Annotated in this window: 22 protein-coding genes; 15 read left to right on the top strand and 7 right to left on the bottom strand. The window is 68.5% G+C overall.

The window, feature by feature from the left end:
- The first annotated feature begins 31 nt into the window (after window positions 1–31).
- The 6 genes from dusB to BJ970_RS10290 all read left to right on the top strand — a co-directional run bounded on the left by dusB (window position 32) and on the right by BJ970_RS10290 (window position 7,390).
- A complete protein-coding gene (gene dusB, locus BJ970_RS10315) occupies window positions 32–1,195 on the top strand; it encodes a tRNA dihydrouridine synthase DusB (RefSeq protein WP_184726053.1) in 1,164 nt (387 codons plus the stop codon).
- Window positions 1,196–1,291: 96 nt separating this feature from the next.
- Window positions 1,292–1,681 carry a hypothetical protein gene (locus BJ970_RS10310; protein WP_312864191.1) on the top strand — a complete coding sequence of 130 codons (390 nt, stop codon included), beginning with the start codon at window positions 1,292–1,294 and terminating at the stop codon, window positions 1,679–1,681.
- A 299-nt stretch (window positions 1,682–1,980) separates the two neighbouring features.
- Window positions 1,981–2,853, top strand: coding sequence for a GGDEF domain-containing protein (locus tag BJ970_RS10305; RefSeq protein WP_184726051.1), 873 nt, complete (start codon window positions 1,981–1,983; stop codon window positions 2,851–2,853).
- 253 nt (window positions 2,854–3,106) lie between these two features.
- Complete coding sequence (locus tag BJ970_RS10300; protein ID WP_312864190.1) at window positions 3,107–5,629, top strand: LCP family protein; 2,523 nt, start codon at window positions 3,107–3,109, stop codon at window positions 5,627–5,629.
- 122 nt (window positions 5,630–5,751) lie between these two features.
- Window positions 5,752–6,399: a phosphate signaling complex protein PhoU gene (gene phoU / locus BJ970_RS10295; protein WP_184726050.1), complete on the top strand. Its 648-nt coding sequence runs from the start codon at window positions 5,752–5,754 to the stop codon at window positions 6,397–6,399.
- A gap of 133 nt (window positions 6,400–6,532) precedes the next feature.
- A complete protein-coding gene (locus tag BJ970_RS10290; protein ID WP_312864189.1) occupies window positions 6,533–7,390 on the top strand; it encodes a helix-turn-helix domain-containing protein in 858 nt (285 codons plus the stop codon).
- Between the two features lie 134 nt (window positions 7,391–7,524).
- Here the strand turns inward: BJ970_RS10290 and pstB are convergent, their stop codons facing one another.
- The 5 genes from pstB to mshD form a co-directional block, all read right to left on the bottom strand.
- On the bottom strand, window positions 7,525–8,301 hold the full coding sequence (gene pstB, locus BJ970_RS10285; RefSeq protein ID WP_184726049.1) for a phosphate ABC transporter ATP-binding protein PstB: 777 nt from the start codon (window positions 8,299–8,301) through the stop codon (window positions 7,525–7,527).
- Between the two features lie 15 nt (window positions 8,302–8,316).
- A complete protein-coding gene (gene pstA, locus BJ970_RS10280; RefSeq protein ID WP_184726048.1) occupies window positions 8,317–9,231 on the bottom strand; it encodes a phosphate ABC transporter permease PstA in 915 nt (304 codons plus the stop codon).
- Window positions 9,228–10,187 carry a phosphate ABC transporter permease subunit PstC gene (gene pstC / locus BJ970_RS10275; protein WP_312864445.1) on the bottom strand — a complete coding sequence of 320 codons (960 nt, stop codon included), beginning with the start codon at window positions 10,185–10,187 and terminating at the stop codon, window positions 9,228–9,230. The genes pstA and pstC overlap by 4 nt, the downstream gene beginning before the upstream one ends.
- Before the next feature lie 165 nt (window positions 10,188–10,352).
- Window positions 10,353–11,468, bottom strand: coding sequence for a phosphate ABC transporter substrate-binding protein PstS (gene pstS, locus BJ970_RS10270; protein WP_184726046.1), 1,116 nt, complete (start codon window positions 11,466–11,468; stop codon window positions 10,353–10,355).
- Window positions 11,469–11,687: 219 nt separating this feature from the next.
- Window positions 11,688–12,641, bottom strand: coding sequence for a mycothiol synthase (mshD, locus tag BJ970_RS10265; protein ID WP_376775016.1), 954 nt, complete (start codon window positions 12,639–12,641; stop codon window positions 11,688–11,690).
- A 59-nt stretch (window positions 12,642–12,700) separates the two neighbouring features.
- On the opposite strand from mshD, the gene BJ970_RS10260 reads away from it, so the two are divergent.
- Complete coding sequence (locus BJ970_RS10260) at window positions 12,701–13,930, top strand: APC family permease (RefSeq protein WP_184726045.1); 1,230 nt, start codon at window positions 12,701–12,703, stop codon at window positions 13,928–13,930.
- A gap of 83 nt (window positions 13,931–14,013) precedes the next feature.
- Here BJ970_RS10260 and BJ970_RS10255 read toward each other — a convergent pair whose 3' ends face one another.
- Complete coding sequence (locus BJ970_RS10255) at window positions 14,014–14,772, bottom strand: winged helix-turn-helix transcriptional regulator (protein WP_184726044.1); 759 nt, start codon at window positions 14,770–14,772, stop codon at window positions 14,014–14,016.
- Window positions 14,773–14,970: 198 nt separating this feature from the next.
- Here BJ970_RS10255 and BJ970_RS10250 point away from each other — a divergent pair, with 198 nt between their 5' ends.
- The 7 genes from BJ970_RS10250 (at window position 14,971) to BJ970_RS10225 (ending at window position 19,042) form a co-directional block, all read left to right on the top strand.
- Window positions 14,971–15,720, top strand: a complete 750-nt coding sequence (locus BJ970_RS10250) for an alpha/beta hydrolase (protein WP_184726043.1) — start codon at window positions 14,971–14,973, stop codon at window positions 15,718–15,720.
- A gap of 56 nt (window positions 15,721–15,776) precedes the next feature.
- Complete coding sequence (locus BJ970_RS10245) at window positions 15,777–16,580, top strand: LmeA family phospholipid-binding protein (RefSeq protein WP_184726042.1); 804 nt, start codon at window positions 15,777–15,779, stop codon at window positions 16,578–16,580.
- The gene (locus tag BJ970_RS10240; RefSeq protein WP_184726041.1) at window positions 16,577–17,023 is read left to right on the top strand and encodes a TlpA family protein disulfide reductase; all 447 of its coding nucleotides are present in this window, start codon (window positions 16,577–16,579) and stop codon (window positions 17,021–17,023) included. Before BJ970_RS10245 ends, BJ970_RS10240 begins: the two co-directional genes overlap by 4 nt.
- Before the next feature lie 149 nt (window positions 17,024–17,172).
- Complete coding sequence (locus BJ970_RS39950; RefSeq protein WP_350945149.1) at window positions 17,173–17,247, top strand: putative leader peptide; 75 nt, start codon at window positions 17,173–17,175, stop codon at window positions 17,245–17,247.
- 106 nt (window positions 17,248–17,353) lie between these two features.
- Window positions 17,354–17,839: a DUF4395 domain-containing protein gene (locus tag BJ970_RS10235; protein ID WP_184726040.1), complete on the top strand. Its 486-nt coding sequence runs from the start codon at window positions 17,354–17,356 to the stop codon at window positions 17,837–17,839.
- Window positions 17,836–18,684, top strand: coding sequence for a sulfurtransferase (locus BJ970_RS10230; RefSeq protein WP_184726039.1), 849 nt, complete (start codon window positions 17,836–17,838; stop codon window positions 18,682–18,684). Before BJ970_RS10235 ends, BJ970_RS10230 begins: the two co-directional genes overlap by 4 nt.
- A 58-nt stretch (window positions 18,685–18,742) precedes the next feature.
- The gene (locus BJ970_RS10225) at window positions 18,743–19,042 is read left to right on the top strand and encodes a DUF1416 domain-containing protein (RefSeq protein ID WP_184726038.1); all 300 of its coding nucleotides are present in this window, start codon (window positions 18,743–18,745) and stop codon (window positions 19,040–19,042) included.
- A gap of 143 nt (window positions 19,043–19,185) precedes the next feature.
- Here the strand turns inward: BJ970_RS10225 and BJ970_RS10220 are convergent, their stop codons facing one another.
- A complete protein-coding gene (locus BJ970_RS10220) occupies window positions 19,186–19,932 on the bottom strand; it encodes a class I SAM-dependent methyltransferase (protein WP_184726037.1) in 747 nt (248 codons plus the stop codon).
- Window positions 19,933–20,168: 236 nt separating this feature from the next.
- On the opposite strand from BJ970_RS10220, the gene BJ970_RS10215 reads away from it, so the two are divergent.
- A complete protein-coding gene (locus BJ970_RS10215; protein ID WP_184726036.1) occupies window positions 20,169–20,810 on the top strand; it encodes a heme-binding beta-barrel domain-containing protein in 642 nt (213 codons plus the stop codon).
- Window positions 20,811–20,872: the final 62 nt, after the last annotated feature.

Genomic DNA, 20,872 nt, shown 5'->3' with positions numbered 1-20,872 from the left:
GAACTTCCCGGCGTCGGGGACAATGGGGCCGATGACCGTGCTCAGTTCGCCCCCCGCGCAAACCCGCCCGGCCGCGCCTGCGCTGCGGATCGGACCGCACGTGGTCGATCCGCCGGTGGTGCTCGCGCCCATGGCCGGGATCACCAACGTCGCGTTCCGCCGACTGTGCCGGGAGTATGGCGCCGGGCTTTACGTCTGCGAGATGATCACCAGTCGGGCCCTGGTCGAGCGGCACCCGAAGACGCTGGAAATGATCACCTTCGACCCGGATGAGCGCCCGCGTTCGATGCAGCTCTACGGCGTCGACCCGGTGACCATGGGCAAGGCCGTCCAGATGATCGTCGACGAGGACCTCGCCGACCACGTCGACATGAACTTCGGCTGCCCGGTCCCCAAGGTGACCCGCAAGGGCGGGGGCTCCGCGCTGCCGTACAAGCGGCGCCTGTTCGCCGAGATCGTCCGGGCCGCGGTCCGCGCGGCCGAACCGGCGGGCATCCCGGTGACGGTGAAGTTTCGCATCGGCATCGACGACGACCACATCACCTACCTCGACGCGGGCCGTATCGCCGAGGAGAACGGCGCCGCAGCCGTCGCGCTGCACGGCCGGACCGCGGCCCAGCGCTATTCGGGGACTGCGGACTGGTCGGCCATCGCCAGCTTGAAAGAGCACGTCCGGACCGTCCCGGTGCTCGGCAACGGCGACATTTTCAGCGCCGACGACGCGCTCCGGATGATGGCCGAGACGGGCTGCGACGGCGTCGTTGTCGGCCGGGGCTGCCTGGGCCGACCGTGGCTGTTCCGCGACCTGCAGGCGGCCTTCGCCGGCGAACCGATCCCATCCGGCCCGGCGCTGGGCGAGGTCGCAGGGGTCCTCAGACGGCACGCCGAGCTGCTCGCCGACCACATGGGCGAGGAGAAGGGCCTGCGCGACCTGCGTAAGCACATGGCGCAGTACCTGCGCGGGTTCCCGGCGGGTTCCGAGCTGCGCCACCAGTTCGGGCTGGTGTCCAGCCTGGCGCAGCTCGACGACCTGCTGGCCCAGCTCGACCCGGACGTGCCGTTCCCGGTCGACGCCGAGGGCCCGCGCGGGCGTCAGGGCTCGGCGGGCAAGGTCGTGCTGCCCGAGGGATGGCTGGACGACCCCGAAGACGCCACCGTGCCAACTGGCGCGGAGATCGAGCACAGCGGCGGCTGAGTGGCGGCGCCGAACGGAACGCCCCGCGTCGGGTTGAAATCCGTTGCGCGGGGCCGCATTCGCGGCCGACTGGGCGCCCTCGCTAGCGTGTCGGCCGTGCTTTTCGCGGCCGGCTGTGCCGTGGCACCAACCGAGCCCGACCCGCTGCGACTGTCCAAGCAGTACTTCGCGGACAACAACACCGCTGCCGCTCAAGGGCCCCACGCGCAACAGGAGTTCTTTCGCCGCACACAACATCCCGATTTCGCGGGCCAGGCCTGCGATCTCGGTGCGACCACTGTCGAACTCGACCCGGCACTGTCGACACTCCGGCCGGATCCGGGTTTCGCCCCGGACGGCATCCGGCCGCGCGGCGAGATCTGGATCATCGGCGTCGAGGTGACCACCCGATCGGATGGCAGCACCACCGGCCATCAGATCGGTTCGCAACACCTCGTGTTGGTCGACGATCGCATGTACGGGTTCGCGCCTTGCCCCACCGGGTAATTGATTGCACGCTCAATCGCTAGTAACGCAAATCGAGGGCGACCGCGATGAAGTTGCGATGCGGTGATAAGAAACACACACTAGTTTGCTCGTCCGTGCGGGTGGGTCCGACCCGTTTTGCTTCCACATCCACCCCTCCGCCCGGTACACATCCTAGGCAGCTGGGGGATTCGACGCGGCGCTCGTCAATTCAGACCAGGCCAGGGTCAGCCGGTTGAGCGAATTAGGGCGTCGTGCGAGTCAGTCCAGCTCAAGCGATCCGTCCCACCCGACGACACCACGGACGGGAGGTGAGTGCGATGACCGGACTGCGCAACGGTTTCGCCGGGCCGGAGCCACTACGTGACGACGACTCGGCCACCGTGCTGCCTCCCGGCCAGCGCACCCGCCAGGATCTGGCCAACGGCACCGGGATGGCGGAGCTGCACGAGTCGATCGCGAGCCTGCTGGCCTCGCGCGGCCAGTGGCGGCAGGCCTACCACCACCTGCGGTCAGCCCTGGACCTGATGTCCACCGCGAACACCCCGCGCGTGCCGGAGCAGCTGCGGCACGAGGTCAACCGGCTGCGCCGCGAGCACGCCGAGGCCCGCGAACAGAGCCTGCGGGACAGCCTGACCGCCAGCTACAACCGCCGCTACCTCGACGAACGGCTGGCCGATCTGCTCGCCGAACACGTCGGCAGCGACGACGGGCTGGCCGTCGCACTGGTCGACCTGGACTGGTTCAAGCAGGTCAACGACACCTACGGGCACCTGCTCGGCGACCGGGTCCTGCAGCGCGTCGTCGACCTGCTGCAGGAAGTGCTGCCGACCGGGGCGTTCTGCGCGCGCTACGGCGGTGAGGAGTTCGTCCTGGTGCTGCCGAGCATCGAACCGACGGCCGCCATAGCGCTGTGCGAAACGGCGCGCTCCCGCGTGGAACGCTTTCCCTGGCCGCAGATGGCGCCGGGGCTGCGAGTGACGATCAGCATCGGGGTCGCGCACGAGCACACCTCGGCCGACTCCGCTCCGGTGTCGGCCGAACAGCAGTTGATCAGCGCGGACGCACTGCTCTACGCGGCTAAACAGGCGGGGCGAAACGCGGTCGCGTACCGGACGGGAACAGAAGTCCGATTGGCCGGGATCGCGGCCTCTCGGCGTGCGGCATCTCCGCGAAGAGTAGCCGGTTACTGATCGCGAGCAAATGAAAGCACTGGGTGCATTTAAGTTTCATTTTTGCCGGTCAACTGCATAACACAGTTGGTGGTATTGGGCGAGATGACAGGTGGGATCGTGCACCGATTGTGAAGAAATTGTCGCCCACTATCGTCAGTTCGGGCGATCGGCCGTACTATCGCGGAGGCGCCGACCGATACGCGTCGGGGGGTATCGAGCGCGTCGGCGTTACTCGGAGACCGTTGGCTTTCGCAGGTGGGAGGGAAAACGCGTGCCGCAAGACCCCCGGCATGGCGAATTCGGGCACCGGCGTTCCCGCCCGGACGAGGACGCCGCCGACAACGGCACCGCCGCATCGACCGGTCGGCGTCGACGCGCACTCAGCGAAGACGGAACCGGGGGCACCCGCGTCGTCGACCTGCTCTCCAAGCACGGCAAGACCCCGGGCAACGGCTCCAACCACCGACGCGCCGCCGAACCGGAGCCGCCCCACCATCCGCAGACCCCGCAGCCGCCGCAGGCGTCGAAACCGCGCCGCGCCGCGCGACCGCCTCAAGGCACCCCCGCTGCCCCCTCCGGCCGGGCTTCCCGCCCCGAGCACCCCGAGCCGTCGGACCCGCGCGCCGGCTGGACCGCGCCAGAGGGCGCTTCGCGCCGCCCCCGCTCCGCGCCGCCGAACCGGCCCGGCACTCCTCCGCCCGCTGGGCCGCCGTCTGGCTGGACACCGCCTGCGGCGGGCTCTCGCGCCCCTCAGACGCCAAACGGCGAACCGCTACAGGGGCACCGCCGTGCTCCTGCGGACGGCCCCGCTCGGCCCGCTCCCGAGGGCCCTGCGGGCCGCGCCCGGCCGAGCCCCGGCGGCGCTGCTGCTGCCTTCGCCGGCGGTACCGCCGCGCGCAACAGCGCTCCGCCAGAGCCACCGGCGGGCCGCAACGGCGCGACGTTTGACCGATCCGCCCGCAACAGCGCTCCGGCCGAGCCACCCGCCCGCACCGGCGGTGAGCGGTCCGCGGCCGAATCGACCCGGATCACCCAGGCACTGACCGGTGATGCCGCCCCGGCCAGGCCGCCACGCCGCGCGCCGCGCCCGGCACGCCCAACACCGCCTGCGGTGGACGAAGACCTCGAAGCCACCGCCCAGCATCCGGCCGTCCCGGCGAATCCTCCGCAGGCCGAGAAGACCGCGCTGGTGACGCCGCCGAAGCAGGCCGACCAGCGACCCAAGCAGGCCGATATGACGTCGGTGGTCGCGCGGCCGAAACACGACGACAAGACCACCATGGCCAAGCCGGTGGCACCGCCGGTCGCAGACGCCGAGGAAACCGCCATCGTCGCGGCCCCGGACCTCCACGACGAGGACGAGTTCGAAGACTTCGAAGAAGATGCCGAGGTCCGCAAGAACGACATCAAGGAGATCGACGCCACGCTGGCCCGGTTCTCCGCGGTCCACGACGAGATCGCCGCCGAGGAGGCCGCCCGGCGCAAGAAGTACTCCTGGCTGCTGGGCAAGCGCCGGGAGCCGGAGCTGGGCACTGACATCCCATTCGACTTCGTCGAGGGCCGCGACGGCCAGTCCCGGATGGAGTGGAAGAAGAAGCAGCGCAAGCGCCGCACGAACCTGATCGTGATGGCGGTGGCGATGGCCGCTTCGCTGACCGTGTTCCTGACGCTCGGCATCGCCTGGGGCGCCACCACGATCTGGGGCCCGCCGTCCATCGCGGCGCTGGACCCGAACTCGGCTTCCATCAGGGACGTCGCCAAGCAGAGCGGCGACCAGAACTTCCTGCTGGTCGGCTCGGACACCCGTGCCGGGGCGTCCGCCGCCGACGGTGTGGGCACGGCGAAGGACGAGCCCGGGGCGCGGTCGGACACCACGATCATCGCGCACATTCCGGCCGACCGGAGCCGGGTGATCCTGGTGTCGTTCCCGCGCGACCTGCAGGTCAACATGCCTGCCTGCGAGCGCTGGGACTCGGCCACCGGCAAATACACCGGCGAGCAGGTGCCGGCGCGCAAGAACGTGCGACTGAACGAGGCCTACGCGGTCGGCGGGCCGCTGTGCACGACCAAGGTCGTCCAGCAGGTCTCCGGGCTGCGGGTGGACAGCTTCCTGGGCATCGACTTCCAGGGTTTCAAGTCGATGGTCGATGCGGTGCAGGGCGTGCAGGTCTGCACCGAGAAGCCGATCATCGACACCACGCTCGGAACCGTGCTTCCGCAGGCGGGCAGGCAGACTCTCACCGGTGAGCAGGCGCTGAACTACGTCCGCGCCCGGCACGTGAAGGGGGACCCCACCTCGGACTACGGGCGGATGCAGCGCCAGCAGCTGTTCCTGTCCTCGCTGCTGCGCAAGGCGATGTCCAGCCAGGTGCTGCTCGACCCGGCCAAGCTCAGCAGCTTCGTCAAGGCGGTCAGCGCGAACACCTTCGGCGAGAACGTCGGCGTGGACCGGCTGATGGACCTGGGCCAGCAGCTGCAGGGTCTGGACGCCAGTCGGGTCACCTTCATCACCGTGCCGACCACCGGCTACGCCAACGACGAAGGCATGGAGGTGCTGCGGGATGCCGACACCAAGGCACTGTTCCAGGCGATCATCGACGGCGCCCCGGTGACGGCCAATACCGAACCGGCAGCGCAGACCAGCGTGATACCCAGTGGCGGCGGTAGTGCGGTGGCGGCGAGCGGCCTGCGGCAGCAGCCGGTGGACCCGACCCAACCGGCGGACCCGAACCAGCCACCGTCCGTGCCCAACGGCCTGTCCACGGTGAACGCGGCCACCGACCTCTGCGGCTGAGCGGCGACCCGGCTCGCTGAGCTGGTCAGAGCCGCCGCGGGAACTGCTTCATCATGATCCGTTCACCGCTGGTTCACCACAGGTCATTCTGTCCGATTCCGGCTCGAAGTACTCTGGGGAGCATGCGTGAGGTCTACCAGGAACAGCTCGGCAAGCTCGCCGACGAACTAGCTTCGATGTCGACCATGGTCGGCACGGCCATGGAGCTCGCCACCAAGGCTCTCCTGGAGACCGATCTGGAGCTCGCCGAGCAGGTCATCGAGGACGACGTCCAGGTGGACGAGGCGCGGGCCCGGGCCGAGGAGCACGCCTTCGGGCTGCTGGCCCTGCAGGCCCCGGTCGCCAGCGACCTGCGCACGGTGATCTCCACCATCCACGCCGCCGAGGACCTGGAGCGGATGGGTGACCTGGCGCTGCACGTGGCCAAGTCCGCGCGCCGCCGCCACCCGAACGCGGTGCTGCCTCCGGACGTGCAGCCGTACTTCGCCGAGATGGGCCGGATCGCCGTCAAGCTCGCCGGGCGGGTCCACAGCGTGATCCGCACGCAGGATGTCGAGGCCGCGCGCGGGCTCGAAGAGGACGACGACGAGATGGACGACCTGCACCGGCACCTGTTCACCGTGCTGATGAGCCCGGAGTGGTCGCACGGGGTGGCGGCCGCGGTGGACGTGACGCTGCTAGGCCGGTTCTACGAGCGGTTCGCCGACCACGCCGTGTCGGTGGCCCGGCGAGTGGTGTTCATCGTGACCGGAAAGATGCCGACCGGCTGAGCCGTTCTCGCAGGTCACAGGCGGCTCGATCGCGGAAGTATTAATACTCGGTCTCAGTACTCGCTGTTGTGATCATCCTGTGCGATGCTCGTCCGGGTGAGAAGGTTCCGAACCGCGTCCGGCGGGGTGTGCGGTGCGTAAGAGTCCTACCGTGCACCGTAGGCGACTGGGCAACGAGCTGCGGCGACTGCGCGAAACCGCCGGCCGCACGCACCGAGAAGTCGCAGCCCACCTGGACTGCTCGCAGGGCAAGATCAGCCAGATCGAACTTGGCCGGGTGCCGGTGCGCACCTCTGACGTGCGGCTGATGGCGGAGTTCTACGGCGCCACCAGCGACCAGCTCGCGGCGCTGGTGGACCTGGCGCAGGACTCCAAGCAGCGCGGCTGGTGGCAGCAGTACCCGAGCACCGCGCAGCGCCCCGGCCTGCAGACCTACCTCGGCCTGGAGACCTCGGCGAAGGCGGTGAGCTGCTACGGCGCGGATCCGCTGCCGGAGCTGTTGCAGACCGCGGAGTACAGCCAGGCGCTGCTGACCGCCGATCCGCGCGGGCACGGATCCGACGAGCTGCAGGAGCGGCTGACGGTGATCTCCACTCGGCAGCAGCGCCTGCTCGGCGAACACCCGTTGGAGTTGTGGGCGGTGCTCGACGAGTCCGCGCTGCGGCGCGCCGTCGGTGGGCCGGGCGTGATGCGCCAGCAGCTGGAGCACCTGGTGCTGTTGGGGTATCGGCGCAACGTCACGATCCAGGTGCTGCCGTTCCGGGGCGGCGGGCACCCGTTGATGGGCGACCGGATCGCGGTGTTCTCCTTCCCCGACGACGCCGACCCGCTGGTCGTGCACCTCGGCGACTCGGCGAACTCCCGGTTCCTGGACAAGGCCGACGACACCGGCGGCTATCTCAAGGCCTTCGAGCAGGTTTGCGCCCAAGCCCTGAACCCCAAGGACTCCAGCGCCTTCATCTCCGCCGTCGCCGACGAATCACCGGCTTGATCCCATTCGGAGATCCGCAATGGACATCTGCTGAATTCCGCATACAAGGTGTCCACTGTGGTGCGATCGCTGGACACACTTGGGAATGCATGAAGGGCCCTCTTGATTGAAGTGGTCCCCTCGGCTTCACACGATCAGCCGAAGCGGCCGGAGATGTAGTCCTCGGTGGCCTTCTGAGCCGGATTGGAGAAGATCTTGCCGGTATCGTCGATCTCCACCAACTGGCCCGGCTCGCCGATCGCCCGCAGGTTGAAGAACGCCGTCTGGTCGCTCACCCGCGCGGCCTGCTGCATGTTGTGGGTGACGATGACGATCGTGTAATCCTGCTTGAGCCGCGCGATCAGGTCCTCGATCGCCAGCGTGGAAATCGGGTCCAGCGCCGAGCATGGCTCGTCCATCAGGAGCACGTCCGGGCGCACCGCGATCGCCCGCGCGATGCAAAGCCGCTGCTGCTGACCACCGGAGAGCCCGCCGCCCGGCTTGGTCAGCCGGTCCTTGACCTCTTCCCACAGGTTCGCGCCGCGCAGCGCCCGTTCGGCGACCTCGTCGAGGTGCTTGCGGTTCTTCTCGCCCGCCAGCTTCAGCCCGGCCACCACGTTGTCCCGGATGGACATGGTCGGGAACGGGTTGGCTCGCTGGAAGACCATGCCGATGGTCTTGCGGACCTGGACCGGGTCCACCTCGTTGGCGTAGACGTCCTCGCCGTCGAGCATCACCTTGCCCTCGACCCGCGCCCCCGGGATGACCTCGTGCATCCGGTTCAGCGAACGCAGCACGGTCGACTTGCCGCAGCCGGACGGGCCGATGAACGCGGTGACGCTGCGGGCGGGCACCTGGAGGGTCACGTCCTGCACGGCGTGGAACTTGCCGTAGTACAGGTTCAGGTCCTTGATATCGAGACGCTTGGCCATGAGTTCGGTACCGCCCTATTTGGTCTTGATCGCGAACAGCTTGGACAGCAGCGACGCGACAAGGTTGATCAGCATGATGACGAGCACGAGGGTCAGCGCGGCGCCCCACATCCGGTAGTCACCGGCCACCGTCGCGGTGCTGCGCTCCATGTAGATCACCAGCGGCAGCGACGCCATCTCACCGTCGAAGAGGTTGAAGCTGATCGCGTTGGAGTAACCCACGAGGATCAGCAGCGGCGCGGTCTCGCCCAGCACGCGCGCCAGGCCGAGCATCACGCCGGTGAGGATGCCGGACAGCGCCGTCGGCAACACGATGCGCAGGATGGTCTTCCACTTGGGCACCCCGAGCGCGTAGGACGCCTCACGCAGCTCGTCCGGCACGATCAGCAGCATCGTCTCGGTGACCCGCACCACCACCGGCAGCATCAGCAGCACCAGCGCCAACGCCACCGCGAAACCGCTGCGGGTGAACCCGAGGGTGGTGATCCACAGCGCGTAAATGAACAGGCCGGCGACGATGGACGGCAGCCCGCTGAGGATGTCGACCATGAACGTGGCGATCCGCGCGAACCGGGACTCCCGGCCGTACTCGATCAGGTAGATGCCGACCATGATGCCCAGCGGCACCGAGATCACCACGCACACCAGGCCTTGCAGCAGGGTGCCCATCAGCGCGTGGTAGATGCCGCCGCCGAAGTCGTTGGGCAGCAGCCCCCGGAAGGAATGCGTCCACCAGTTGGCACTGAGCACCGGCCGGAGGCCCCGCTCCAGCAGCGTCCACAGCACCCAAAGCAGCGGGATCACGGCGACCACGAAGGCCGCCGCGAACAGCGTGGTGGCCAGGTTGTTCTTGAACTTCCGCGCGAAGCCGATGCGCTGGAACGCCGGTGGGGTGGCGAGCTGCTCCACGTCAGCGGTGTCGGTTCTCATGCTTTCCCCTTACCGCTGGTGTTCTCGATCCAACGAGCGATCGCGTTCACCGCGAAGGTGATGATGAACAGCACCAGTCCGGCCGAGATGTAGGCGCCGACCTGCAGGTTGTTGTTGAACTCTCCCGAACCCAGCGCGATCTTGGAGGCGAAGGTGGCTCCGGCGTCGAAGATGCTGTAGTTCGGCGGGGCGGTGCTCATGCTCAAGATGATCGTCAGCGCGACGGTCTCGCCGAGCGCGCGCCCCAGACCGAGCATCGAGCCGCCGATGAATCCGTTGCGACCGAACGGGAACACCGTGGTGCGCACCACTTCCCACTGGGTGGCGCCGAGCGCCAGGGCGCCCTCGATGTGGATCGTCGGAGTGCGCGAGAAGACCTCGCGGCTCACCCCGGTGATGGTCGGCAGGATCATCACGGCCAGCACGATGCCGGCGGTGAAGACGTTGGCGCCGGAGTTGGTCGGCGCGTTGCCGTCGGCGAAGATCGGGATCCAGCCGAGGTTCTGGTTCAACCACACCGCGACCGGCTTGAGCACCGGCCCCAGCACCAGGTAGCCCCATAGGCCGTAGATCACCGACGGCACCGCCGCCAACAGGTCGACGATGTAGGCGAAGGGGCGTGCCAGGCCGCGCGGCGCGTACTGGGTGAGGAAAAGCGCGATGCCGCAGGAGATCGGCATCGCGATGACCAAGGCGACGATCGAGCTGGCCACCGTGATCCAGGCCAGGTCGATGATGCCGAAGCTCAGGTCGCTCGGGTTCGCGGTGTTCCACGCCCGGCTGAACAGGAAGTTCACCTGGTTGACCTGCAGCGCCGGGACGGCCCGGATCAGCAGGAAGATCCCGATCGCGGCGATGAGTGCGACCACGAACGCGCCGGATGCGGTGGCGACCGAGGAGAACACCCGGTCGCCGATGCGGAACGTCTTGCCCGCGGAGGTGTCGGGAGCGGAAATGGGTGCCTCCGGTCCGGAACTGGGTGCCGAAGCGCCCCGCGGGGCACCGGGGTCGGTGTCCGCGGGGCGCAGATCGGCTCTCGTGGAGTCGGTCACTGCTGTTTGCAGCCTCTCACTTCATCCGTTCGACTCGCAGTCCGCCCTGGTATGTGCGACCAGGGTTACTCACGAGATGGCGTTGACGGCAGTCAGTACCTTGGACTTGAAGGCCTCCGGCAGCGAGACGTAGCCGGCCTTCTCCAGCTCCTGCGGGTTGGCGTTGGCGGCGACGGTCAGGAACGCCTTGACGGCCTTCGCGGTTTCCGCGTCGTAGCCCTTGGAGCAGACGATCTCGTAGGTGTTCAGCACGATCGGGTAGACGCCTGCGGACTTGTTGCCGTAGATCGAGTCGAGGTTGACCCGCAGGTCGTTGCCCTTGCCACTGATCTCGGCGGTCTCGATGGCCTTGCCGACGTTGGCCGTGGTCAGCTCGACCGGGCCCGCGCCGCTGTCGATCTTGGCGATGCCCAGGCCGAGGTTCTTCGGGAAGGACCACTCGACGTAGGTGATGCTGCCTTCGGTGGACTTCACCGACTGCGCGACCTGGTCGCTGCCGTCGCGGCCCTGACCGATGCCGGGTCCGCCCTGGAACTGCTTGCCCTTGCCGGTCCAGGCACCGTGCGTGGCGGTGGCCAGGTACTTCTGGAAGTTCTCGGTGGTGCCCGACTCGTCGGAGCGGAAGAACGGCACGATGTCCTTGGCCGGCAGCTGCGCGTTCGGGTTCAGCGCCTTGATCGCCGGGTCGTCCCACTTCTTGATCTGGCCCTGGTAGATCTTGGCGATCACCTCGGCGTTGAGGGTCAGGTCGGAGACGCCGGGCAGGTTGTAGGAGATGGCGACCGGACCGAACACCATCGGCAGGTTCCAGGCCGGGTTGCCCTTGCAGCGCTCGGCGGCCTTGGCGACCTCGCCCTTCTCCTCGCTGAGCGCCGAGTCCGAGCCGCCAAAGTCGATCTGGCCGGCGGTGAAGGCTGCCACGCCCTTGCCGGAGCCGGACTTCGTGTAGTTGACCTGCTGGCCTTGACACTTGAGGCCGTAGTCGCGTGCGAAGACGTCCATGGCGTTCTTCTGTGCCGAGGAACCCTCTGCGGAGACCGGCTTGGTGCCGCATTGGACCTGCAGTCCGTCCAGAGCCGGGTTGCCGCCGCCGGCCGGGGCGTTCTGGTCCGAGCCGCAGCCGGCGAGCACGAGCGCGCCCGCGGCGAGAACGGCGAACGCAGCGCTGTGCCGCTTGATCTTCACTTCGTTCCTCCAGTTGGAAACCCTGCGGTTGCGCGGCCGAGCCGGCGCAGGCCCGTGCTATTGCCGCTCGAAGGGGACGCTAAGGAGTCGGGGTAGACGATCGCCACCATTGAAATGAACAGAAGGTGAACAAGGCACGCTAAGTAAGCAGCCCCACATCCCATTGAGCAAGGCGGCTTCAATTTCGGGGCAATCTAGTAACTCACGGCATCGTTCGGTTCAGCGCCCAAATTGCACGTCCGTGTCCCATTTCTCGAATCCCAAGCGCTGGTAGACCTTGATGGCGGGCGCATTGTCGCCCTCGACGTAGAGCATCACTTGGCGGCACCCGTGATCGCCCAAGTGCCGTAGCCCGGCTACTGTGAGTGACCGGCCGAGGCCACCGCCCTGCGCATCGGGATCGACGCCGATGACGTAGACCTCGCCCATGCCATCCGGGTGCACTTTGGTCCAGTGGAACCCGAGCAACCTGTCGCGGCCGTCCACCGCGAGTAAGAACCCGGCCGGATCGAACCACTCCTCGCGTTCCTTGGCGCGCAGGTCCTGCTCGGTCATGCCGCCCTGCTCCGGATGCCAGGCGAAGGCCCGGTGGTTGACCTCGACGACGGCGGCCTCGTCCTCGCCGATCCGGAAGGTGCGGATCCGCACACCTTCGCTGATCTCGGCGTCGGGCAGCTCCGGCTCGGCGAGGTCCCGGCCCATCCGCCACAGCTCGCGGGGGCGGCTGAACCCGAACCGCTCGGCCAGCCGCACCGCGCCCGGGTGCTCGCCGTGCGACCAGATCCGCAGCCGACCCAGGTCGGCTTCGGGTTCGACGGACAGCTCGGCGCGATCCAGCAGCGCCTCGACCAGGCGAGTGCCGGCGCCCTTGCGGCGGTGGTCGGGGTGCACCGCGAGTTCGGCGACCAGCTGACCGGCGGTCTTCTCGTGCTCGGTGTCCAGGTGCGCGTACCCGATGAGGACGCTGCCGGCGTCGCGCACCACGAAGTGCTCGGAGCGCACGTCGGCCTGCACCGGCTCGATCTGGTGGATGACGTCCCGATGCGCCTTCAGCCGCAAGATCACGTGTTCACCGACCGGGGCCACCCCGTCGACCTTCTCGGTCTTGTCGAGCAAGGCCATGACCTCGGCCGCTTCACTGCTGTCCAATCCGTTTCGCCAAGTCAGCTGCACGCCATCGACGTTACCCAGGATCCTTGCGGTTCACGCGGGCAGAACGCTAAGAACGTCGCGTGACCCGACTCCGCCGACGGCTCACCACCGCCGACGCGGTGGTGATCGGGCTCGCCGCCATGATCGGAGCGGGCCTGTTCAGCGCCTTCGCCCCGGCCGCCGCAGCGGCCGGGGCCGCCCTGATCATCGGCCTGGCCGTCGCGGCGATCATCGCGTTCTGCAACGCGAGCAGCTCCGCCGTGCTGGCGGCGCAGTACCCGGCGGCAGGCGGCACCTACCTCTACGGCCGTGAACGACTCGGCCCCTTCTGGGGCTACCTCGCGGGCTGGGGCTTCGTGCTCGGCAAGACAGCCTCGTGCGCGGCGATGGCGCTGACCGCCGCCGCGTATCTCGTCCCCGCCGCCCCCAAGCCCACCGCGGCGGCGCTTGCCGCGACTCTGGGTGCCGTGAACTACGTAGGCGTCACGCGGACTGCCAAGCTCGCTCGCATCTTGCTCGCGGTCACGCTGGCAGCGCTCGCGTGCACGCTGCTCGCGGTCTGGCTCGGGGGCGCCTCGGCCGCCGCCTCGGTATCCCCGCCGCCTGCGCCGCTGGGCATCCTGCAGTCGGCCGGGCTGCTGTTTTTTGCGTTCGCGGGCTACGCGCGCATCGCGACGCTCGGCGAGGAGGTCCGCGATCCGCGGCGCACGATCCCACGCGCGATTCCGATCGCGCTCGGGATCGTGGTGTGCCTGTACTTCGCGGTCGCCGCCACTCTGCTGGTGGCACTCGGCCCGGCCGGCCTCGCGGCCTCGTCGGCTCCGCTGGCCGACGCCGTGCGGGCCGGTGGATTGCACCAGTTGGCGCCGGTTGCGGTGGTCGGGGCCGGCGTCGCTGCACTCGGTTCGTTGCTCGCGCTGCTCGCGGGCGTCGGCCGGACGACGCTGGCGATGGCCCGGGAAGGTGATCTGCCTGCTCCGCTGGCCGCGGTGCATCCGCGCTTCGCGACCCCGCACCGCGCGGAGCTGGTGATCATCGCGGCGGTGGTCCTGCTCGTCTTGGTCACGGATTTGCGCGGCGCGATCGGGTTCTCGTCCTTCGGCGTGCTGGTGTACTACGCGATCGCCAACGCATCCGCGTTCACCTTGCCCCGCGCTCAGCGCTGGTTTCCCCGAGCGCTCCCGGTGCTCGGTTTCGTCGGCTGCGTGGTCCTCGCGTTCGCCTTGCCCTGGACATCGGTGCTCAGCGGGCTCGCCTGCTTCGCCCTCGGCGCGCTCCGCCGGGCCTGGCGCCACCGCCCCAGCCGCTAGGGGCGCTGCCTGTCGGGGACAAATCCCCATATTTCAGGCGAAATCGGAAATCCCGCTGCGCACGAGCGGTACCCGCATCGGGATCAGTACGTGCTGACCCTCTCGCGCTCGGCGATGTGGAATTCGGCCTGCTCCGCCTCGGCCCGCTGCACCTCGGCCGCCAGCGGGGAGTTGCCGCGGTTCGGGCGGACGAACTTGTAGCCGACGTTGCGGACCGTGCCGATCATCGAATCGTGCTCCGGGCCGAGCTTCGCGCGCAGCCGCCGCACGTGGACGTCGACGGTGCGGGTGCCGCCGAAGAAGTCGTAGCCCCACACCTCCTGCAGCAGCTGGGCCCGGGTGAACACCCGGCCCGCGTGCTGGGCGAGGAACTTGAGCAGCTCGAACTCCTTGTAGGTGAGCTCCAGCGCCCGCCCCTTCAGCCGTGCGGTGTAGGTCGTTTCCTCGATCACCAGGTCACCGACGCTCAGCGAGCCGTCGCCGCCGGAGTTGTTGTTGCTGCGGCGCGAGACCAGCAGCCGCAGCCGGGCATCGATCTCGGCCGGACCGGTGGTCGGCAGCAGGATGTCGTCGACGCCCCATTCGGCGCTGATCGTGACCAGCCCGCCCTCGTTCACCAGCGCGACCACCGGCACGTCACCGGCCGACAGCAGGCGGCACAGGTCACGGGCGCCGGCCAGGTCGGTCCGGGCGTCGACGAGGATCACGTCGTGTGCGCCGCCGGAAAGAATGGCGCCGGGATCGGCGGGCAGGGTGCGGACTCGGTGCGGCAACAGGGTCAGCGAGGGCAACACCGCTTCGCAGTCTGATTCGCTGGTCAGCAGCAGCAGCTCGGAGCTCATCAAAGGGGCCTCCGTCCCAAGGCGAGAACAACCGACGACCGGTGGCAGAGTGGTCATCCACTCCGGGAGCGGATGACTCGGCGTCGTTGCCTGTGGATGGCAAGGAGAATAACCGAAATGCGGCGGAAAGACCCAGGTCCAACCGAGGGCATCACATTTGTGAACCGCGGGCGACCTTTTGTTACGGGCAGATGTCACGTGCGCTCAGTCACGCTCGCGGCCGCCGACGGCACCAGGCTGCGCGGCCTGCTCTACCCGGGCCCCGGGCTGCCCGCCGACCTGGGTTTCGTGGTCGGGCACGGTTTCACAAACCACGTGCGCAAGCCCAGTGTCAGGCGCGTGCTGGAGCGGTTGTCGAGCCGCGCCCCGGTGCTCGCGGTCGATTTCCGCGGCCACGGTCGCTCGGGGGGCCGGACTACCGTCGGCCCGGCCGAGACCCTGGACATCGCCGCCGCCGTCGAGCGCCTCCGCACCCTCGGCTGTAACAAAGTTGTAACCGTCGGTTTCTCGCTGGGCGGCTCGGTGGTGCTGCGTCACGCGGCCCTTTCCACGCCACCGGATGCGGTGATCGCGGTGAGCAGCCCGGCGCGCTGGTGGGTCCGCGACACACCCGCGATGCGCAGGGTGCACTGGCTGCTGGAGCAGCCGCACGGCCGCTGGGGCGCCCGGCTGCTCGGCGTGCGCCTCGGCGCGCCGTGGCCCGACGTGCCGGTCTCGCCCATCGAACTGGTGCCGCGCATCCCGGTGCCGCTGCTGATCGTGCATGGTGATGAAGACCACTATTTCCCGGTGGCCGATGCCGTCGCGCTCAGCGAAGCCGGCGGCGGCGAGCTATGGCTGGAAGCGGGCATGCGACACGCCGAGAGCGCGACCAGCCCCGAATTGGTGGACCGGATCGCCGGGTGGGCGGCCGATACAGTGGTGTCACCCGATCGTGGTGGCCGCTAGTGCTAACGGGGAAGTCGTCGGCCATCAAGCCAGGCCCCGACAGAACGGACCGCTCGGTGAAGAAGCTCGCCATCTCCCTCGTCATCATCTTCGGCCTCCTGATCGGTGCGGACTTCGGCGCCGCCGCGATCGCTGAGTACCAGGTGGCGAAGCGGGTGGCCGCGAAATTGCACCTCCGCGAAACCCCGGACGTGCGGATCAACGGCTTCCCGTTCCTCACGCAGGTCATCGCCGGGAACTACCGCGACGTGCAGCTGGCGGCCAATGCGGTGCAGGTCGGACGGTTCAACGAAGTCGGCATCGAGGCCGACCTGCACGGCGCGCGGGTCTCCACCGCCGACGTGGTGGCCGGCACCGCCGACCACGTCACCATCGACCAGCTCGACGGCCGGGTAAAGCTGAAGGCATCCGACATCGCCCGGCTGATCGGCATCCAGGACCTCACGATCGAACCGGCGGCCAAGGACGCGCTGGCCGACGATGACGGCAAACTGAGCAGCGCCGATGAGCAGCTCGCGGCCGGCACCGACGACACCAAGGCCGTGGTGCAGCTCGACGGCACCGTGAACATCGCGGGCTCCGCCAACAAGGTGCGGGTGATCGCGGTGTTGTCGCTGGTCAACGGCAAGATGCAGATCGACCCGCGGAAGCTGGACCTGAACAACAGCGCGTTCGGGCCGATCGAGCTGCCGAAACTTTTCGAGCAGTCGGTGCTCAAGAAGTTCAGCACCACGCTCGACCCCGGCATGCTGCCGTTCGAGATCAAGCCGACCGCGGTGCGGGCCGAGCGCGGCGCGCTGGTCATCGAGGGCACCGCGGACAACGTCACCATCAGCGGCAGCGGGGTGACCACGGGGTGAACACGGGTACCTGGGCGCTGCTGATCGCCGTCGCCGCCGCCGTGGTCTTCGGCTTGTTATGGCGCTCCAGACAAGGCAAGGCGCGCACGAAACGCGGAACCGGCGAGGAGGTCTTGGTCGACCAGATGCCCGAGGGCCTGCGGCGGCGACTCGCCGAGGCCTCTGACGACGACGCTGAGGTGACGCTGTTGCAGCTGTCCACCACCTTCTGCGCACCGTGCCGGCACGCCCGCATCCTGCTCACCGACTTCGCCGAGCGCACCGAAGGCGTGCGCCACGTGGAGATCGACCTCACCAACCACCCAGAGTGGTCGACCCCGCTTCGGGTGCACACCACCCCGACCACGCTCGCGCTGGACAGCACGGGCCGAGAGCTGTTCCGGGTCGGCGGCGTCCCCCGCCGCGACGCCCTCGCCGCTACTCTGCGCGCCCACCTGCGGTGATGAGGTGCGGGGCGAACGGACCAAGCGCCTCGCTGGAACAGCCGAGCCGGCCGTTCGTCGCCGAGCCGATTCGATCTCAACGACGTGCAAGGCGTCTCACCTAGTGAACGAGCTTCCCGCCGATCGGTCTAGCCGGTAATCTCCGAGTCGTGCATGTACTGCTGACCCGGAGGCGCGCGGTCGATCTGTGCCGCGTGGGCAGCAGCCTGTGTTGCGGGCACTGACCGGGCGGTAATACGTCTTGCACCTTGCGCGGCTGTGCCACGGCGAGGGCGCGTCCAAAACCGCCTGACGGACTCGGCAGTCGAAGTCCACTAGTCAGGAGGCTCCATGTCTGCCGTCACGCTCGACCCCCGTGGCGTTCGCTTCACCGCAGGGATGACCAGCGCGGTCCTCGCGCTCGGACTGGTCACCGGCAGCTGGCGGGTGCTCGCGGCGCAGACGGTGCTGTTCGGGATGTGCGCCTTCGTCGGAATGCGGCTCAACCCGTGGGGTTATCTGTACCGGCAGACAGTGCAACCGCGCCTCGCGCCGATCGATCCGGACGAACGCGAAGACTCGGCACCGGTCCGGTTCTCCCAAGGGGTCGGCTTCGCCTTCGCGCTGATGGCCACCATCGGCTACGCCGCCGAGTGGACCGCGCTGGGCATCGTGGCGAACGCGTTCGCCCTAGTGGCCGCGCTGCTCAACGCGGTGTTCGGCTACTGCCTCGGCTGCCAGATGTACCTGCTGCTCCGGCGCGTCGCCCCCGCCGGAGTGTCCACATCAGACACCCGCTCGAACCCACCGAAGATCAACGAAGGAGTCGCTCGATGAGCCGCGCAGAGGTCCTGGTTTCCACCGAGTGGGCCGAAAACAACCTGAACACCCCCGGCGTGGTGTTCGCCGAGGTGGACGAGGACACCACCGCCTACGACGGCGGCCACATCCCTGGGGCCATCAAGCTGGACTGGAAGAACGAGCTCCAGGACCACGTCCGCCGCGACTTCGTCAACCGCGAAGGCTTCGAGAAGTTGCTGTCCGCCAAGGGAATCGGCAACGACGACACGGTGATCCTGTACGGCGGCAACAACAACTGGTTCGCCGCGTACGCCTACTGGTACTTCAAGCTGTACGGGCACGGCGACGTCAAGCTGCTCGACGGCGGCCGCAAGAAGTGGGAGCTCGACGGCCGGGAGCTGACCAAGGAAGAGCCGAACAAGGCCGCGACCACCTACCAGGCGCAGGAGCCGGACACCTCGATCCGGGCGTTCCGGGACGAGGTCGTGGCCGCGATCGACACCAAGAACCTGGTCGACGTCCGCTCGCCCGACGAATTCGCGGGCAAGCTGCTGGCCCCGGCACACCTGCCGCAGGAGTCGGCGCAGCGCGCCGGGCACATCCCGTCGGCGATCAACGTGCCGTGGAGCAAGGCCGCGAACGAGGACGGCACCTTCAAGTCCGACGACGAGTTGGCCGAGCTCTACCAGGAGGCTGGGCTCGACACCACGAAGGACACCATCGCCTACTGCCGCATCGGCGAGCGTTCCTCGCACACCTGGTTCGTGCTCCGTGAACTGCTCGGCAACACCAACGTCAAGAACTACGACGGCTCGTGGACCGAGTACGGCTCGCTGGTCGGTGTCCCGATCGCGAACCCCGCCGAAGAAGCCAAGAACTGAAGAAGATCCCAAAGCGGCTTGGCCGCTTTGAACATCCAGCACTGAAGGAGCGTTGAGCATGAGCGGATGCGGAGCGCCGCAGCAGTCGGGCACGGCGGTCGCCGAGGACACCGACCAGGTCGTCGTGACGGGCAAGGTGCGTGCTGGGGACCAGCCGGTCGGCGGGGCTTTCGTCCGCCTGCTGGACTCCTCCGGCGAATTCACCGCGGAGGTAGTCTCCTCGCCGGAGGGCGACTTCCGCTTCTACGCCGCGGCCGGCACCTGGACCGTCCGGGCGCTGCACCGGGACGGTAAGGGCCAGGCGGACGTCTCGCCCGCAGGCCCGGGCATCCACCCGGTGGACATCGCCGTGGCCTGATTTCTCCCGGCGGAGGGCACCTTGGACCAGCTGGGTCCAAGGTGCCCTCCGCTTTTCCCGGCCGGCGCGACGTCCGACCACTGTGGTCGCCGCGATCCGCGGCAGCCCTTTCGCGGACGAGCCGGAAACGGCGCCATGCGCGGTCAGTCGGCGACTTTGGAACGGAGAAGGGCGAAGGCACGTTCGTCGCGATCCGGGGAGCTGGGGTCGGAGTCCTCGCGGCAGCCGACGGTGATGAAGTCGACGACCTCCCATCCGGTGCGGTCGAACAGCCGCCGCAGGCCCGTCTCGCTGAAGATCCAGAAGTTTGTCGCGTCGTTGTTGGTCTCCGCCGGGTCCAGCAGGTACGCCACCGGCTGCTGCTGGATCCGGGTGCCATCCGGGGTGACCTGCGCGATCCGGGTCGACACGAAGCAAAGGTCGGCGCGCTCGGCCAACGCCTGGAGCGCGAAGAACGGGTTCTTCAGGTGGTAGAGCAGCCCGAGGAAGAACACCGCGCCGTAATGCTCGGCGGGCAGGCGGAACTGCGAGTCCAGGTCGATCTCGTGCACCTCGACGCCGGAGTTCAGCTCCTCGACCAGTCGACGCGCGCCGCGCAGCCCGTTGAAGTTCGTCGGCGCGTTGTCGATCACGTCCACCCGGCAGCCGAGCTCTGCCTCCAGGAAGAACCCGAAGTCGCCGTCGGCCGCGCCGATGTCCGCGACGCGGGTACCCGCGATCCGGTCGAAGACCTCCCGCCGCGCGCCGCTGAGCAGCGCGTCCAGGTGGAAGATGTTCGCCATCGTGTCGTACGGGTACCAGCCGAAGTCGGTCGGCGCGATCTTGTCCTTGCGCGCCAACAGGTCCTCGCGGAAAGCCAGCGCCCGCTCGCGCAACGTCTCGAAGTCCATGTGATCTCCGTCCCGGCTGTTGGCTCGACGCAGCGTTCGCCGCAGATCATGCCCGACGCCACACTTCAACTGGGCATCGCGGTGGTTATCCTTTGCGCGTGGAACTCATCGACTTCCTGCACTACGGTCTCGTCACTCTCGTCGGGCTCGCCGCGGTGGCGACCGTCTGGTTCGCCTGCTACGTGGTGTACCGCCTGTTCAGCGACTGATCCGGGGCGACCGGTAGCCTCGACGCGATGACTGCAACGCCGAACGAACCACAGCGCGGCAGCGGCGATGCCGCGGTCGCCGCGGCTGCGGAGCGCGCCAAGCTCACCCGGCACCGCAACCTGCCGGAGTTCGACGACCTGCCTGGCCCCGGCGACACCGCCAACCTGCGAATGGGCCCGTCGCTGCACGACGCCTGCCTGTCGCTGTTGCCGCTGGTCGGCGTGTGGCGCGGCGAGGGCGAAGCGTCGCACCCCTCGCTGGACGAGTCGTACCGCTTCGTCCAGCAGGTGTCGCTCGCGCACGACGGCCGTCCGTTCCTGATCTACGAGAGCCGCGCGTGGCGGCTGGACGGCGAGGGCGGCAAGGTCATCGCGCCCGCGTTCCGCGAGTCCGGCTTCTGGCGCCCACAGCCGGACGACACGATCGAACTGCTCCTCCTGCACGAGACCGGCGTCGCGGAAATGTTCTTCGGCAGTGCGCGGAACCAGACCACCTGGGAGTTCGGCACCGACGCGGTCCTGCGCACCCCGACGAGCGAGGACGTCACGGCGGCCAGCCGGCTGTACGGCGTCGTGGAGGGCTCGCTGGCCTACGTCGAGGAGCGCGCGACCTCGGAGCATGAGCTCCAGCCCCGGCTCTCGGCGAAGCTCGACCGAATCGTCGGGTAGCGACCTGGTCGGGGTTGCCCGGTTGTCAGACCGCCGCGTTAGCTTCGAGGCACACCAGACCA

It is taken from the genome of Saccharopolyspora phatthalungensis (assembly GCF_014203395.1).
In the GTDB taxonomy this organism is placed as follows: domain Bacteria; phylum Actinomycetota; class Actinomycetes; order Mycobacteriales; family Pseudonocardiaceae; genus Saccharopolyspora; species Saccharopolyspora phatthalungensis.
Note: the sequence above shows the minus strand (reverse complement) of the source record. Positions and strands in the feature narration are given on the sequence as shown.

Bases quoted from the DNA above. Each gene is read 5' to 3' on its own strand.
- BJ970_RS10235 (WP_184726040.1), top strand. From the start codon at position 17,354: ATGTCTGCCGTCACGCTCGACCCCCGTGGCGTTCGCTTCACCGCAGGG.
- BJ970_RS10225 (WP_184726038.1), top strand. From the start codon at position 18,743: ATGAGCGGATGCGGAGCGCCGCAGCAGTCGGGCACGGCGGTCGCCGAG.
- BJ970_RS10305 (WP_184726051.1), top strand. From the start codon at position 1,981: ATGACCGGACTGCGCAACGGTTTCGCCGGGCCGGAGCCACTACGTGAC.
- pstB (WP_184726049.1), bottom strand. From the start codon at position 8,301: ATGGCCAAGCGTCTCGATATCAAGGACCTGAACCTGTACTACGGCAAG.
- phoU (WP_184726050.1), top strand. From the start codon at position 5,752: ATGCGTGAGGTCTACCAGGAACAGCTCGGCAAGCTCGCCGACGAACTA.
- BJ970_RS10220 (WP_184726037.1), bottom strand. From the start codon at position 19,932: ATGGACTTCGAGACGTTGCGCGAGCGGGCGCTGGCTTTCCGCGAGGAC.
- BJ970_RS10255 (WP_184726044.1), bottom strand. From the start codon at position 14,772: ATGAGCTCCGAGCTGCTGCTGCTGACCAGCGAATCAGACTGCGAAGCG.
- dusB (WP_184726053.1), top strand. From the start codon at position 32: ATGACCGTGCTCAGTTCGCCCCCCGCGCAAACCCGCCCGGCCGCGCCT.
- pstA (WP_184726048.1), bottom strand. From the start codon at position 9,231: ATGAGAACCGACACCGCTGACGTGGAGCAGCTCGCCACCCCACCGGCG.
- BJ970_RS10230 (WP_184726039.1), top strand. From the start codon at position 17,836: ATGAGCCGCGCAGAGGTCCTGGTTTCCACCGAGTGGGCCGAAAACAAC.
- BJ970_RS10215 (WP_184726036.1), top strand. From the start codon at position 20,169: ATGACTGCAACGCCGAACGAACCACAGCGCGGCAGCGGCGATGCCGCG.